Origin of the sequence: Helicobacter sp. 11-8110, assembly GCF_003288905.1 — a bacterium.
Lineage (GTDB): Bacteria > Campylobacterota > Campylobacteria > Campylobacterales > Helicobacteraceae > Helicobacter_D > Helicobacter_D colisuis.
Map to the genome: position 1 here is coordinate 1 of NZ_NHYL01000003.1, position 14,220 is coordinate 14,220.

Annotated in this window: 15 protein-coding genes and 1 pseudogene; 10 read left to right on the forward strand and 6 right to left on the reverse strand. The window is 35.1% G+C overall.

All coding sequences use genetic code 11. The annotated features are described in order from the left end of the window. A pseudogene (locus CCY98_RS03875) lies at window positions 1–181 on the forward strand (hypothetical protein); the annotation flags it as partial. Between the two features lie 7 nt (window positions 182–188). On the opposite strand, the gene CCY98_RS03880 reads toward CCY98_RS03875, so the two are convergent. Continuing rightward, entirely contained in the window at window positions 189–965 is a 777-nt protein-coding gene (locus CCY98_RS03880; RefSeq protein WP_112057285.1) for a sulfite exporter TauE/SafE family protein, read from the reverse strand. A 142-nt stretch (window positions 966–1,107) separates the two neighbouring features. Here CCY98_RS03880 and selD point away from each other — a divergent pair, with 142 nt between their 5' ends. Then, complete coding sequence (gene selD / locus CCY98_RS03885) at window positions 1,108–2,100, forward strand: selenide, water dikinase SelD (protein ID WP_250607486.1); 993 nt, start codon at window positions 1,108–1,110, stop codon at window positions 2,098–2,100. Window positions 2,101–2,251: 151 nt separating this feature from the next. Here selD and gpmI read toward each other — a convergent pair whose 3' ends face one another. After that, the gene (gene gpmI / locus CCY98_RS03890; protein WP_112057287.1) at window positions 2,252–3,718 is read right to left on the reverse strand and encodes a 2,3-bisphosphoglycerate-independent phosphoglycerate mutase; all 1,467 of its coding nucleotides are present in this window, start codon (window positions 3,716–3,718) and stop codon (window positions 2,252–2,254) included. A gap of 80 nt (window positions 3,719–3,798) precedes the next feature. On the opposite strand from gpmI, the gene mraY reads away from it, so the two are divergent. Continuing rightward, window positions 3,799–4,857, forward strand: a complete 1,059-nt coding sequence (gene mraY / locus CCY98_RS03895; RefSeq protein ID WP_112057288.1) for a phospho-N-acetylmuramoyl-pentapeptide-transferase — start codon at window positions 3,799–3,801, stop codon at window positions 4,855–4,857. Window positions 4,858–4,866: 9 nt separating this feature from the next. Further along, complete coding sequence (gene murD / locus CCY98_RS03900) at window positions 4,867–6,081, forward strand: UDP-N-acetylmuramoyl-L-alanine--D-glutamate ligase (protein ID WP_112057289.1); 1,215 nt, start codon at window positions 4,867–4,869, stop codon at window positions 6,079–6,081. Between the two features lie 3 nt (window positions 6,082–6,084). Here the strand turns inward: murD and CCY98_RS03905 are convergent, their stop codons facing one another. Further along, entirely contained in the window at window positions 6,085–6,984 is a 900-nt protein-coding gene (locus CCY98_RS03905) for a LysR substrate-binding domain-containing protein (RefSeq protein WP_112057290.1), read from the reverse strand. 157 nt (window positions 6,985–7,141) lie between these two features. Here CCY98_RS03905 and CCY98_RS03910 point away from each other — a divergent pair, with 157 nt between their 5' ends. Continuing rightward, window positions 7,142–8,254: a YeiH family protein gene (locus tag CCY98_RS03910; protein ID WP_112057291.1), complete on the forward strand. Its 1,113-nt coding sequence runs from the start codon at window positions 7,142–7,144 to the stop codon at window positions 8,252–8,254. A gap of 11 nt (window positions 8,255–8,265) precedes the next feature. Here CCY98_RS03910 and CCY98_RS03915 read toward each other — a convergent pair whose 3' ends face one another. The 3 genes from CCY98_RS03915 to CCY98_RS03925 are packed head-to-tail and all read right to left on the reverse strand — an operon-like array spanning window position 8,266 to window position 9,621. Beyond that, the gene (locus tag CCY98_RS03915) at window positions 8,266–8,577 is read right to left on the reverse strand and encodes a rhodanese-like domain-containing protein (RefSeq protein WP_112057292.1); all 312 of its coding nucleotides are present in this window, start codon (window positions 8,575–8,577) and stop codon (window positions 8,266–8,268) included. Between the two features lie 2 nt (window positions 8,578–8,579). Further along, the gene (gene rsmD / locus CCY98_RS03920; protein WP_112057293.1) at window positions 8,580–9,173 is read right to left on the reverse strand and encodes a 16S rRNA (guanine(966)-N(2))-methyltransferase RsmD; all 594 of its coding nucleotides are present in this window, start codon (window positions 9,171–9,173) and stop codon (window positions 8,580–8,582) included. Then, window positions 9,154–9,621, reverse strand: coding sequence for a hypothetical protein (locus tag CCY98_RS03925; RefSeq protein WP_112057294.1), 468 nt, complete (start codon window positions 9,619–9,621; stop codon window positions 9,154–9,156). Before CCY98_RS03925 ends, rsmD begins: the two co-directional genes overlap by 20 nt. Window positions 9,622–9,840: 219 nt before the next feature. Between CCY98_RS03925 and aroQ the strand changes: the two genes are divergently transcribed. The 5 genes from aroQ to CCY98_RS03950 are packed head-to-tail and all read left to right on the forward strand — an operon-like array spanning window position 9,841 to window position 14,220. Continuing rightward, on the forward strand, window positions 9,841–10,326 hold the full coding sequence (gene aroQ / locus CCY98_RS03930) for a type II 3-dehydroquinate dehydratase (RefSeq protein ID WP_112057295.1): 486 nt from the start codon (window positions 9,841–9,843) through the stop codon (window positions 10,324–10,326). Window positions 10,327–10,342: 16 nt separating this feature from the next. Next, complete coding sequence (locus tag CCY98_RS03935) at window positions 10,343–11,386, forward strand: M24 family metallopeptidase (protein ID WP_112057296.1); 1,044 nt, start codon at window positions 10,343–10,345, stop codon at window positions 11,384–11,386. Beyond that, window positions 11,361–11,972 carry a 2-amino-4-hydroxy-6-hydroxymethyldihydropteridine diphosphokinase gene (folK, locus tag CCY98_RS03940; protein ID WP_112057297.1) on the forward strand — a complete coding sequence of 204 codons (612 nt, stop codon included), beginning with the start codon at window positions 11,361–11,363 and terminating at the stop codon, window positions 11,970–11,972. The genes CCY98_RS03935 and folK overlap by 26 nt, the downstream gene beginning before the upstream one ends. Continuing rightward, window positions 11,969–13,363: a flagellar biosynthesis protein FlhF gene (gene flhF / locus CCY98_RS03945; protein WP_112057298.1), complete on the forward strand. Its 1,395-nt coding sequence runs from the start codon at window positions 11,969–11,971 to the stop codon at window positions 13,361–13,363. Before folK ends, flhF begins: the two co-directional genes overlap by 4 nt. Next, complete coding sequence (locus CCY98_RS03950; RefSeq protein ID WP_112057299.1) at window positions 13,363–14,220, forward strand: P-loop NTPase; 858 nt, start codon at window positions 13,363–13,365, stop codon at window positions 14,218–14,220. Before flhF ends, CCY98_RS03950 begins: the two co-directional genes overlap by 1 nt.

A 14,220-nucleotide genomic window follows, 5' to 3' on the forward strand; every position in this document is an offset into this window, starting at 1 on the left:
TCCTAATCTTAAACTCCCTAATTTAGAATCTTATCCTGATTACAAAGAATCTTTAAAAGAAAAAGAATGTCTTACTTATAAACTAGGAGAAGCTTTTATAAAAGCAAGTAAAACTTGGTATAAGGGTGGATATGTTAAGTTGTGGTTTGAAATTAGGAAGTTGAAGGGGGAGAGAAAGTAACCCTCTATCACCCAAATAGCATTTTATCAAACATAATAGCTAAAACAAACAAATACATCGCCAAAAGCGCGTATTTGTGTTTCTTAGAATCCACTTTACTTAAAGTCCAAATCCCAATCCTAACCCCAACCAAAGAAGCAATACCGACAATACAGCCTTGGATATAATCCACATAGCCATGCAATGCTAAAGAAGTAAATCCTGATACTGATGAGAAAATCACAAAAAATAGCGAAATAGGGACAATTTGCTTTGAGTTATATCCAAGGTAATACGCCAAAAGCGGTGCTAACATCATTCCTCCGCCAATTCCTAGCGAAATTGCGAAAACTCCAACCACACACCCACAACCCATTAAAAACAAAATTGACTTCCAACCTTCGCCCACTTTACGTTCGCCACCATAAGCGTTAGTAAAGAAAAATCGCACAATACTATAAACAATAAAAAGGCTAAATATAATTTCTAGAATACCAGAGGACACACTAGAAATAACTAGCCCACTAAAAGACGCCCCTATAAGCCCACCAATCCCCACATAAACACCATCTCTAAAATCTAAATTTTTCTTTTTATAATTCACATAAGAGCCATAAACAGAAGAAAAAATCATTTGCATAATGGAGATTCCAATGGCAATTTTAATATCATTTCCAAGTAAAATCATCATTGGAACAATAATCGCCCCACCGCCAATTCCAAAAAGCCCTGCTAGAATCCCTGCTAAAAGCCCCACTGCAAGCAATCCACCTATACTCCAAAAGTCCAGTGTCAAAACTTCCATACTCAAACCTTTATTTAAAAACAATATTTTATTATAAAAATAAGCTAAAAATTGCTAAAATGGCAAAAAATTTGGAGAACTTAAAATCAAAGACGATATTAAAATTACACATTTCGTTCAGTCTGCTGGTTGAGCTGCAAAAGTGGGTCTGGAAGACCTTTCACATCTCTCTTGCAATCTCAAAAATAACAAGGATTCAAATATCCTTGTGGGTTTTAGCGGAAACGAAGATGCCGGAATCTATAAAATTAGCGATGAACTTGCGCTTGTGCAGAGTGCGGATTTTATCACACCACTTGTCAATGATCCCTATACTTATGGGCAGATTGCAGCGGCAAATTCACTTAGCGATATTTATGCTATGGGTGGAGAGGTGAAAACTGCGCTAAATCTACTAATGTGGGATAGTTGCCACCTTGATTCACAAATGATTAGCGAAGTGCTTGAGGGTGGATTATCCAAAATCAAAGAAGCTGGAGGTGTGCTACTTGGCGGACATACGATAGGAGACAAGGAGCAAAAGTATGGGTTAAGCGTAACAGGAATCATTCATCCACAAAAAATATGGCGCAACAACACAGGACAAATTGGGGATTGCTTAATCCTTACCAAACCCATTGGAATGGGGATTTTAACAACAGCGCTTAAGGCAGATATGCTTGATTCTAAAGTGGAGCTAAAAATCTCTCAAATTATGGCAACACTTAACCAAAAAGCCACTAAAATAGCTTCTAAATACACCATTCATGCCTGCACAGATATTACAGGTTATGGGCTTTTGGGGCATTTATATGAGATGACAAATCCCAAAATCTCGATTAAGCTTTATTCAAACCAAATTCCACTTTTACAAGAAGCCATAGAATTTGCCAAAATGGGAATTATTCCCGGAGGTAGCCACTCTAATCAAAAGGCAATCAATCCTTATTGCCATTTTGCACTTCCTTTGGATTCTTTGTATTTGGGATTGGAAATTTTACTTTTTGATGCGCAAACTTCTGGTGGATTAGTCTTTGCCACCCCTTATAATCAAGCTCAAAGTTTGCTAAATGAATTAAAAAACGAAGGAATAGATTCAGCTCAAATTATTGGAGAAATCATACCTGCAAATGATTCTCCTATAAATATTATCTAAGGCAGTTTTTTCATATTTCTGCCTGTTGCTTAAATCTACAAGCAGAAATCCCAAGTCTTGTATCTGCAAAACTACAAAGATAAATTTTTCTATCCATTTTTTGGATTATCTCCTTCAACTTTTTTGCTTTCCAAAATCTACCCAACAATCCCTAAAACAACGCTTCATCCATTTCTTGTGGTATCTCTAGCTCCATAAGCCTCAAAACACTTGGGGCGATATTATTTAATCCGCCATTTTTGACTTCTTTTACACTTGGAGCAGAGACAAAACACCAAACTTCTCCTATGGTATGGTTTGTTAGAATCTCACCCTTATCATTTTGCATTTCTTCACAATTCCCATGATCACTTGTCATCACAAAGGCATAATCTTTCTCTTTGGATTTTTCATAGATTCTACCGATCTCTCTATCCACTGCTTCAACCGCCCTAACTGCCGCTTCAAAAACCCCTGTGTGTCCCACCATATCACCATTTGCAAAATTCACCACAATAAAATCATAATCCTCTTCCATCGCCTTTAATACCATATCGCCAACTTCTCTAGCACTCATTTCAGGCTTTTGATCATAAGTCTTTACCTTAGGAGAAGGGACTAAAACTCTCGTTTCATTAGGATATGGTTCTTCTATCCCACCATTGAAAAAGAAAGTTACATGAGCGTATTTTTCGGTTTCAGCTGTGTGAAATTGTCTTAAATTATGGTTTGAAATCACTTCGGCAAGAGTGTTTGGAATGCTTTCTTTGGGGAATAAAATAGGAAAATTAAAGTTTTTATCATAAGGCGTCATAGTTACAAGCGGGATTGGTATCCATTTTTTACGCTCAAATCCGCTAAATTCTTCATTTCCAAGCGCACTGACAATCTCCCTTGCTCTATCGCTTCTGAAATTCACAAATATCAAGCCATCTCCCTTTTTGATTCCACTTGCATCAAAACTAGCAGGCTTGATAAATTCATCAAAAACTCCTTGATTATAGTGTTCTTGAATGTATTGCTTAGGCGATATGGTTTGCAGATTCTCCGCACAAACAATCACATTATACGCCTCTTCCACACGCTCCCAGCGATTATCCCTATCCATAGCATAGAATCGACCACTAATGGAAGCGATTTTAATATTTTTATTTTGGATTCTACGCTCCACTTCTTCTAAAAATTTCAAAGCAGTTTGTGGCAAGACATCCCGCCCATCTGTGATTAGATGCAACAAAATCTCAAATCTCTCTTGCAATCCTTCAGCTAGGGTAAGAATATGCTCTAAATGCGAATGCACTCCACCATCACTCATTAATCCCACTAAATGAATCCGCTTACATTCCTTTAAAACTTCCAAAGCAGGATTGCCTAAAAGGCGACCCTCTTGAATAGCTTGGTTAATTTTCACCAAATCTTGATACAAGATTCTCCCACTTCCCATACACATATGCCCCACTTCAGAGTTTCCCATTTGCCCCTCTGGCAATCCCACAGAAAGCCCATAAGTTTTTATCATTCCATAAGGAACTTCCTTAAATAAGCGATCATAATTAGGCTTCTTAGCCTCAAAAAATGCATTAAACTTCTCTTGCTTACTATAACCAATCCCATCTGTAATAACCAAAATTGTTTTCATAATTCATTCCATTCTTTTTAAAGTTTATTTAGATAGAATCCTATCCAATTTTTTTATAATTTTTAATTGAAGTTTGATGAATGTTGTATTATTTTTATGAATTTCTAAACATTAACCTGTTTCAATATATCACATTTCGCGCTGCCATTGCCTTTTTTGTTGCATTTTTGATGACTATTTTTTTAATGCCCTATTATATTTTATGGGCAAGTAGCAAAAAGGCTAATCAGCCCATCTCACAATTTGCACCCAAAAACCACCAACAAAAAGTCAATATTCCAACAATGGGCGGAATCGTTTTTATTTTTTCTACCTTAATTGCAGCCTTGCTTTGTGCTAAACTCAATAATTCTTATGTGATTCTTGGAATCTTAAGTCTTATTTTATTTTCTAGCATTGGTATTTATGATGATTTCTCCAAAGTAATGCAAAAGAAAAATGCAGGAATGAGCGCACGGACAAAGTTTGCATTACAAGGATTAAGCGGACTTTTTATCGCATTGGGGCTTTATTTTTATGGAATGAATAGCCACCTTTATCTCCCTTTTTTAAAAAATCCCATTTGGGATTGGGGGATATTAAGCCTTTTATTTTGGGTGCTAGTTTTTGTTGCTACTAGCAACGCAGTCAATCTCACTGATGGCTTAGATGGATTAGTGGCAATTCCCTCCATTTATGCGCTTGTTTCTTTAGGAGTTTTTGTTTATGTTGCAGGTCATTCAGGGCTTAGTGCTTATCTTTTGTATCCTAAGATTCAAGAGAGTGGAGAAGTTGTGATTCTCTCTGCAGCACTCATTGGTGCTCTTATTGGATTTTTGTGGTATAACTGCCACCCTGCACAAGTTTTTATGGGCGATAGTGGAAGTCTTGCTATCGGTGGATTCATTGCTTATATGGCAATTATTTCAAAAAATGAAATTTTACTTTTTGTGATAGGATTTATCTTTGTTGTTGAAGCCCTATCCGTGCTCTTGCAAATTGGTAGCTACAAAACAAGGGGCAAAAAGCTCTTTTTAATGGCACCACTCCACCACCATTTTGAAGAAAAGGGCTTAAAAGAGAGTAAAATTATCGTGCGGTTTTGGATTGTAGCTCTAATGAGTAACCTCATCGCACTTTTAACCCTCAAACTTCGCTAAAGGATATGAATGCTTTTTTTACTCGGATATGGCAAAACCAATCAAGCAATTGCTGATAAATTTAGCCCTTGCTACATTTTTGATGATAACTTTAAGGAAGTCTCTAAAGATTCTAAAGGCAACACGCTTTTGCCCTCAAACCAACTAAAAGATTATTTAGAAAAATACCCTAACGCACAAATTATCACAAGCCCAGGTATCCCTCCACAAAATCCGATGATAAAGCTTAGCCAACCCATTAGTGAATATGATTTTTTTGCCTCCACAATGCCCTTTAGCGTGTGGATTAGTGGAACCAATGGAAAAACCACTACCACGCAAATGCTAACCCACCTCCTCCAAAACAAAGGTGCTCTTAGTGGCGGAAATATTGGCACTCCCTTAGCTAATCTTAACCCAAAAGCTCCCCTTTGGATTTTAGAAACTAGCTCTTTTACAATCCATTACACCAATATAGCTAGACCCAATCTATACCTACTTTTACCCATAACCCAAGATCACATTAGCTGGCATGGCAATTATGAATCTTATATCGCAGACAAACTCAAACCTCTTTTGTCGATGAAAGACAAAGAAATAGCCATCATCCCCCAATCTTTGCAGTCTCATTCTTTTTGTCAAAAAACCCTAGCTAAACTTTTTTTCTACTCTGATTCTCAATCTTTAGCAAAGCAGTTCTTCCTAGATCTAAACAAAATTACCTTTAAAGAACCCTTTTTACTCGATGCCATTCTTGCTCTTAGTGCTACACGGATTCTCTTTAATGAGGTGGATTATGATTTGCTTAATAGTTTTAAAATCGGCGCTCATAAAATTGAAGAATTTTTTGATAGCCAAAATCGCCTTTGGGTTGATGATAGCAAAGGCACTAATCTTGATGCCACAATGGAGGCTATCAAACGCTATCAAAATAAAGCACTCCATTTGATTCTGGGAGGAGATGACAAAGGTGCAGATTTAACGCCACTTTTTAAATTGATAGAAAAATGTCAAATCACCCTTTATGCCATCGGATCAAATACCCAAAAAATAACTCTTTTGGCTAAAGATCACCATATCCCTTGTTTTCCTTGCCATACCCTAGAAACTGCGGTGCAAGAAATCCACAAACACCACACACAACAAAGCATCGCAATGCTTTCACCTGCTGCAGCAAGTTTAGATCAATTTAGCTCTTATAAAGAAAGGGGTGATAAATTTAAAGTCTATGTCCAATCTCTCTAAATTTTAATATTTGTTTTGCAAGCTTTCATTAATAAACTCTTCAAAACGCATTAAAATAGTATTGATAGGATGACTTTTTCGCTTCAAACTATAAAAATGTCTCTCTAAATTAAGATTAACAATTTCAATAGAAAATAAAATGCCATTTTTCAGCTCTTGCTCTATAGCTACTTCAGAAAAAACCGCAATAGCTCCTTTATTTACCACCAAATCTTTAATAGCCGTTGTCCTATCTAATTCTAAAAAAATTGGAACTTCTTTTTTTAATTCTCCCAAAGCATTTAAAAAGCTATCCCTTAATCCCGAACCATATTCCCTAAAAATCCACTTTTTATCTAATAATTCATCAATATAACGCGGTTTTGAAGCCAAAATAAAATCATTACTTGCTACAATCAAACGATCTTCACACAAAACTTCACGAATTAACCCCTCACTTTGTGCATATTCTAGCCCAATTTCACCCTCCACTAATGCCAATTCTACGCTACCATTTTTTAAGAGATTTAAGCATTCTTGAGTGTTATAAATCTTTAAATTAACCTTGACTTTTGGATATACCTTTGCAAAATCAAATAAGATTCTAGGCAAAAAATACTCCCCTATAGTGTGTGTGGCTACAAGATTAATTTCTCCTATCAAAACACCCTCTTCTCCCAAAGCTTCCAAGCTCGAATAATAACTCTGCACTACTTCCACCCACAAACTCCCAAGATATAAAGCTCTTGTTGTAGGGACAAGCCTTTTCCCCAATCTCTCAAAAAGAGTGATTCCAAGCATTTTTTCTATATTTCTAATAAGCACCGAAACATTTGGCTGTGTAATTTTAAAATTTTGTGCGGTTAAAGTCGGACTTTTGGTATGCAATAAATCTAAGAAAATCTCCAAATCTCTAATTTTCAATTTCACCCCTTTTTTATTTAAAAAATCTTAGAATCCGATATAAAAGCCATTTTATTTTTGTTGTTAAGTATTCCATATTTTTAATTAAATTAATATATTTTTATTATGATACATTTGGTGCTATAATCCCACAAAAATTCTCAAATAGGGGTTGGAAATGTTAAGAAATAAACATTTATTTCAAATGATTTCTTCAAATTTCAAAGGACTTTTATTAGTTAGCTTAATTGTTGCCTTTGCCTTTTATCTCTCTGGAATCCAAGCTATTCAAGACACCACCCATTTAGCTGCTACTGCTTTTGCAATTATCATTGGAGCAGCCCTCTCACCTTGGTTTTTTAGATTCCAACACACACTCCAAGCAGGTGTGCATTTTAGCGCTAAAAAACTTTTGCGACTAGGAATCGTGCTTTATGGATTTAATATTACTTTTAGTGAGCTATACAGCATCGGTTTTTACGGATTTTTGATTGCTTTTATTGTGATTGTAAGTATTTTTTTAATTGCCTTATTTGCAGGGACAAAAATCTTTAAGCTTGATAGGGAAACTTCTATGCTTGTGGGTGCTGGAAGCGCTATTTGCGGTGCTGCTGCAGTTTTAGCTCTTGAATCAAGCCTAAAATCCGATTCTTTTAAAGGCGTTGTTGCCGTTGGTAGCGTGGTAATTTTTGGCTTGATTGCGATGTTTTTATACCCCATTGCCTTTAGCACTGGAATCATACCCTTATTAGATAGCGATGGAATGGGGCTTTTTATGGGAGCCACTTTGCATGAAGTTGCCAATGTTGCTGGTGCTGCTGAAATGGCAAAAGAGATGACAAATGGAATCTTCACTCAAAGTGCTGCTAATCTTGCAGTCATCATTAAAATGATGCGCGTGATTTTACTCGTGCCTTTTTTATTGATTGTTGCTTATTTTATCGCTAGGGATAACAATGCGCAAAGCACCGCCCAAAAAACTAGCAAGAGAATTGACATTCCTTATTTTGCTTTTATGTTTTTAGGGGTTATTGTGCTTAATACTTTTTTAAGCGCCCATAAAGACACACTTATTTTAAATGTCTTTAGCATTCAATCTATTGTTGAAAGCGGTCGATTCCTTTGCACACTTTGTATTGTTTATGCTATGGCTGCTTTAGGGCTTCAAATTGATTTTAAAAAATTTATCAAATTAGGTGGTAAAGCCTTTGGTTTAGCCTTTTTGCTCTTTCTCATCTTAATCTTTGGGGGATATTTACTAACCCTCTGCTTCCAAGGAATCCTTTGGTGATTTTGCCCACTTTAGAGGCAATTTGCCACTGCCTCATCTAAATAATAGATATTTAAATACCCTGCTTCTACCAAATCAGTTCCAAGTAAAGATGCAGAATGCCCCAAATAGCAATTAATTAGAATCTTTTTATCTTGATTTAAAACTTCTTGCAATTCTTCTTTGGTTGTAATATTTCTAGCACCCCTTAAATGCCCTCTTCTAAAATCCTCTGGCATTCGGATATCCACACAAATCCACTCTTCATTTTCTAAAATATCTTTTAAATCTTCTTTATAAATCGCCTTTGCAAGACTTTTATAATTTTTTCCGTAATACTGCATTCTTATCCTTTTACAAAATAACTTAAAGCACTTTTGCCAAACTTTCTTGTTTTTACACATTCAAAATCACCTAGTTTTTGAGGGATTTTAAGGCTAGAAATATGCTCTAATACCACAATGCCAAAAACATTAGAATCCAAACTCTTAACCACCTTAAAGCATTTTTCATAAATTCCCCCCATTCCCTCGCGCATATCAAAAGGTGGATCAAAATAGCCAATACTAAAATCCTTAATTCCCTTTAGTGTTTCTTTGTAATTTTCAAAAGTATCGCCAAAAATAACTTGACAATCACAATCTTTACAGACCTTTTGAATATTGCTTTTTAAAACTTCATAAGATTCTCTATTTTGCTCAAAAAATATAGCACTTTTAGCTCCCCTGCTTAACGCTTCAATGCCAACACTTCCACTCCCTGCAAAAAACTCTACAAAATTAGCTCCTACTACATCATAATTTAATGTATTAAAAAACGACTCTTTTAAGATTGCTTTAGAAGAACGAGTGATTTCCAAAGGAGCCATTTGAAGATTCCTGCCTTTAAAAACTCCGCCAATAACCTTTAGAGTTGCTTTTTTAAAATTGTCTGTTTGCATCTTTATCCTTCCAATGCTCTAAAATAATGCCCTCAATCTCTCTTGCATATCGCTCCAAAACATCACGAATCTTCTCATGCAAAACATCATCTTTTTTCTCTTGCTTGTAAAACTCTACATCACTTAACACTTCATTCCAATTCACACTCTCCACATTGGTTTGTTTAATCTCTTCCTCACTCTCTCCCTTATATTCCTCTTTGATTTTTTTTTCATTCTTAATTGATTCATAAAATATCCGCAATCTCTCCAATAAAACCTCCTTGGTAAAAGGCTTATTTAAGTTAGCATTTTCATATTCACCAATCAAAAAAACGGGCTTTTGAGAATCAATAGGCTGAGTAGCAACTACAAAATCACACGCCTTGCAGCTTGTCAAATAATCTTTTAAATACATTTCCAAAGTTTTACCCAATAAAAGAGAATCGCTAATAAGAGCTATTTTCATGCTTTTCCTTAAAATTTGTAAAGAAAAATTTTAAACATTATATTAAAAAAAATACAAAAAAGTAAGGGAAAAAGAATTCAAATAAAGCAAAAAATCAAAATCACACCACTGCACTTCATAATCAAATTGCAAAAACTCAAATCCACTAAAATCTTTAGCTTTAATAAGCTTTATATATTTTTTTGCTATAATCCACCTAATTTATTTCAAGGAGTTTTTATGAAAGTGATTGTTATCCAAGGTCCAAATCTTAATATGTTAGGTATTAGAGATCCTAGAATCTATGGACCTGCAAAACTTGAAACAATTCACCAAAATATTCAAAACCACGCTGAACAAATTGGCTTAGAAGTGGATTTTTTTCAAAGTAATTTTGAAGGAGAAATTGTCGATAAAATCCAAGAAGCACTCGGACAATACGATGGCATTGTCATCAATCCAGCTGCTTATTCTCACACTTCTATTGCTATTCGTGATGCTATTAGCGCGGTTAATCTCCCAACTATTGAAGTGCATATCAGCAATATCCATGCAAGAGAAGATTTTCGCCACAAAAGTATAACCGCAGGAGTTTGCGCAGGAGTTGTCGCAGGGTTTGGTCCTATGGGCTATCATTTAGCATTGCAGGGGCTTTCACAGATTCTTAATGAGATTCAAGCTATCAAACAAGCTAGAGAACAACAAGCTCAAGCCACAAATTCATAGTCTAAGTTTATAAAATATGGAAAATTTCATTATCAGAGATGAAAATGCCCTTTATTTTGAAACACACTATAGTTGTGATAATGCCATTTTTTTAGCCATTGGTCAAAAAGGATATTTCATTACCGATGGTCGTTATGAGACAGAGGCAAAAGAGCATATTAAAAGCACTCAATATGAGATTGAAATTCTAATTAGCCACGATCTCATACGCACTGCAAAAAATATTTTAAAAAAATATGAAAAGGCTACTTTTATTTTTAATCCACAAGAATTTTCACTCTATTTTTACGAGAAACTCACCAGTGGTTTAAAAATCAACTTTGTGCCCAAGCCAAATTTCCATCAAGAAAAACGAATCTGTAAAACCAAAGAAGAAATTGCACTTATTGAGCATTCTCAAAAGCTAAATATTAAAGCCTTTGACAAGTTTGCAGCGTGGATTTCTAAAAATGCTAAAGACAAAAATGAGGCTTTTTTGCATTTTAAATCCCAAGCCTTTTTAACCAAAAAAGGCAAATATGATTTAAGCTTTAATCCTATTGTTGGAATCAATGCAAATGCCGCAAAGCCACATGCTCTGCCCTCTAATGATCAGCTCTTAAAAGGCGATTTGTTGCTTTTTGATGCAGGAATAAAATACCAAAGGTATTGCTCAGATAGGACAAGGACAGGGTATTTTGGCAAAAACGGCTTTAACTTCAAAAAAGAGCAACATTTCAAAGATTCAACACTACAAAAAATCTATGATATTGTTTTAAAAGCACAAGAAAATGCTATCAAACACGCCAAAGCTGGAATGTTAGCTTGTGAAATTGATGCTCTAGCGCGCAATGTTATTGAAAAAGCGGGTTATGGTAAATATTTTGTGCATTCTACAGGTCACGGCATAGGCTTAGACATTCACGAACTTCCCATTATTTCAGCACGCTCCAAAACTCGCATTGAAGAGGGAATGGTTTTTTCTATTGAACCTGGCATTTATATTCCCAATAAATATGGCGTTAGAATCGAAGATTTAGTGGTGATAGAAAGCAATGGAGCAAGAATTCTTGGAGAATAAACCTTGCTTGAATTCTTATTTTGGAAGCAAATCTTACAAAATTACTTCACTCAAAAAAGACTTTTTGCTCTACACCCCTAAACACTTCCCCAAAAACAATGCCTTTTCTCTTACAAGAAAAATCCCAAAATCTCGATTCATACGCCCACCAAGCCCTTATGATTTGTTTAAAAATAATTCAAAGCTAAAATCTTACACACTTTTAGGTATAGGTAGCAATCAAGGAGATTCTTTGACAATTTTTTGGAAACTTTTTTTAAGGCTCAAAAAGAAAAATGCTATAATTGCTTATTCACCTTTTTTAAAAAATCCAGCCTTTGGATACACCCAACAAGCTGATTTTTATAATGGTATAGTTTGGATTAAAACACAACTTTGTTGTGCTGATTTTTTTAGTTTTTGTTTTTACTTGGAAAGAATTTTTGGGCGAAAAAGAAAAAGAGAATTTAAAAATGCGCCAAGGACTCTAGATCTTGATATTTTAGGATTCAAAAACAAAACTATTCGCTTCAAACATTTGTGTATTCCACACAAAGAATGGGCAAATAGACCAAGTGTAACTATCCCTCTTAAAGGATTTTTATGAAATTATTTACTTATAATGCTGAAACTTCTGCCCTTGCTTTAGCGGAAGCCAAGAAAGAACTCGGCGATGAATTTTCCATCATCTCACAAAAAAAACTTGCCGATGGTAACTATGAAATCTCTGTTGCCATTAGCGAAGAAGATTTAAAACAGCTCAAAACCAAGCAAGAGCAAACTAAAAAAGAGCAGCCACTTCCTATTAGAAACAACAATATCGCAGAGCGTCTAGAGCTCATTGCCCAAAAAGAGTTAGAAAGAAAACGCGCCGCCCAAAGTCTGCAGAATCTACCCGAAGATGTTTCCTTGCAACTCTCTGATGCGGTGCGCCAAATCTCTCAAATCGCTGGAGTTAATACTAAGATTCCGCCAAAATCCACTTATCCAAAAGAGTTACCATCACCCCAAATTAAAGATGATTCCACTCCCCAAAAACCCAAAGAAACCGCTAAAGTAAAGAAACAAGAAGAAATCCAAGATCTATCAAATTTAAGAATTATTCGCAGTGAAATTGATAAACTTAATGATAAAATCAAACTTATACAAAATATGTTTTGGGAAGAAAGGGGACCTAAAAAAGAAGGCTTGATTATCCCTCACGAATTTGCAGAAATCTATCGTATTGCCAAAGCAAGCGGAATGGCAAAGGAGCATTTAGAAAAAATTATGCAGCTTACTTTGGAGTTAATGCCTATTAAAATGCGCGAAAATTCTGTGCTAATTAAGCGTTATTTCCGTGAAGTTTTGAGAAAAATGGTCTATGCAAGAACAGAAAATCTAAATAATAATGTCAAAAACATTATGATGCTTGTAGGTCCAACTGGGGTGGGTAAAACCACGACTTTAGCCAAACTTGCTGCGCGCTATTCTAGAATGCTTAATAAAAACTACAAAGTAGGAATCATCACCCTTGATACTTACAGGATTGGTGCAGTAGATCAACTTATGTTTTATGCTAAGAAAATGAAACTAAGCATTGACACTGTTGTGGATACAGAAGAATTTGTTGGCGCACTTGATTCGCTTAAATATTGCGATTATATCTTAATTGACACGGTCGGAAGCTCCCAGCACGATAGAGCCAAACTTGAATCTCTTAAAAGTTTTGTCAATGCTGATCCTAACACCAAAATTGATGTAAGTCTTGTAATGAGTGCAACCACAAAATATGAGGATTTAAAAGATATTTATCACACCTTTTCTACACTAGGGATTGACACGCTTATTTTTACTAAACTAGATGAAACTCACAGCTATGGAAATATTTTCTCTCTTATTTATGATACAAAAAAAGCAACTAGTTATTTTTCAATCGGACAAGAAGTGCCCAATGATTTAATGGTCGCTACTAGCGATTTTTTAATTGATTGCTTGTTAGATGGATTAATTCGATAATGAAAAATCAAGCTGCAAATTTAGAACTTCTCCTTGACACAACAAAAAAAACTAATACCAAATTTATCACCATTACAAGCGGAAAAGGTGGAGTTGGAAAATCTACCTTTAGCGCAAATCTTGCTTATAAACTTTGGCAACTTGGCTTTAAAGTTGGGATTTTTGATGCAGATATTGGACTTGCAAACTTAGATATTCTCTTTGGAGTCCGATGCGAAAAGAATCTCTTGCATGTGCTAAAAAATCAAGTTAAACTAAAAGACATTATTATCCCTATTGAACACAATCTTTATTTAATTCCAGGTGATTCAGGCACAGATATTTTTCGCTACAAGAGCGAATTTATGTTTGAAGCACTCATTGAAGATTCTAGCTTTTTAGATTCTTTGGATTTTATCTTAATTGACACAGGAGCAGGAATTGGAGAATACACCCAAACTTTTTTAAAAAATAGTGATGATTCCATTGTGATTACAATCCCAGATCCAGCAGCTATCACTGATGCATATGCCACTATCAAACTTACTGCTACTTTCAAAGATAGAATCTTTATGCTCATTAATATGACAAAAAATCAAGAAGAAGCCGAAATGATCTTTAACAAAATCCAAAAAATTGCACAAAATAATATTGAAAATATTCGTTTAGAATACCTCGGAAAACTTACTAAAACACCACTCATTAGTCGCTACAGCAAAAATCGCGCTCTTTTTGTCAAAGAGGAGCCAAACTGCAACGCTTCAATGGAAATTGAAAAAATTGCAAGATCCTTAGCAGCAAAATTGGAACAAAATGTGCTAGTGCAGGAAGATAAAAAGTTTGGGAAATTTCTCAAAAAAATTTTAGGACATTTTTAA

Coding starts and splice junctions, on each gene's coding strand:
- CCY98_RS03880 (WP_112057285.1), bottom strand. CDS start 965: ATGGAAGTTTTGACACTGGACTTTTGGAGTATAGGTGGATTGCTTGCA.
- gpmI (WP_112057287.1), bottom strand. CDS start 3,718: ATGAAAACAATTTTGGTTATTACAGATGGGATTGGTTATAGTAAGCAA.
- mraY (WP_112057288.1), top strand. CDS start 3,799: ATGTTGTATTATTTTTATGAATTTCTAAACATTAACCTGTTTCAATAT.
- murD (WP_112057289.1), top strand. CDS start 4,867: ATGCTTTTTTTACTCGGATATGGCAAAACCAATCAAGCAATTGCTGAT.
- CCY98_RS03910 (WP_112057291.1), top strand. CDS start 7,142: ATGTTAAGAAATAAACATTTATTTCAAATGATTTCTTCAAATTTCAAA.
- CCY98_RS03915 (WP_112057292.1), bottom strand. CDS start 8,577: ATGCAGTATTACGGAAAAAATTATAAAAGTCTTGCAAAGGCGATTTAT.
- rsmD (WP_112057293.1), bottom strand. CDS start 9,173: ATGCAAACAGACAATTTTAAAAAAGCAACTCTAAAGGTTATTGGCGGA.
- CCY98_RS03925 (WP_112057294.1), bottom strand. CDS start 9,621: ATGAAAATAGCTCTTATTAGCGATTCTCTTTTATTGGGTAAAACTTTG.
- aroQ (WP_112057295.1), top strand. CDS start 9,841: ATGAAAGTGATTGTTATCCAAGGTCCAAATCTTAATATGTTAGGTATT.
- CCY98_RS03935 (WP_112057296.1), top strand. CDS start 10,343: ATGGAAAATTTCATTATCAGAGATGAAAATGCCCTTTATTTTGAAACA.
- folK (WP_112057297.1), top strand. CDS start 11,361: ATGGAGCAAGAATTCTTGGAGAATAAACCTTGCTTGAATTCTTATTTT.
- flhF (WP_112057298.1), top strand. CDS start 11,969: ATGAAATTATTTACTTATAATGCTGAAACTTCTGCCCTTGCTTTAGCG.
- CCY98_RS03950 (WP_112057299.1), top strand. CDS start 13,363: ATGAAAAATCAAGCTGCAAATTTAGAACTTCTCCTTGACACAACAAAA.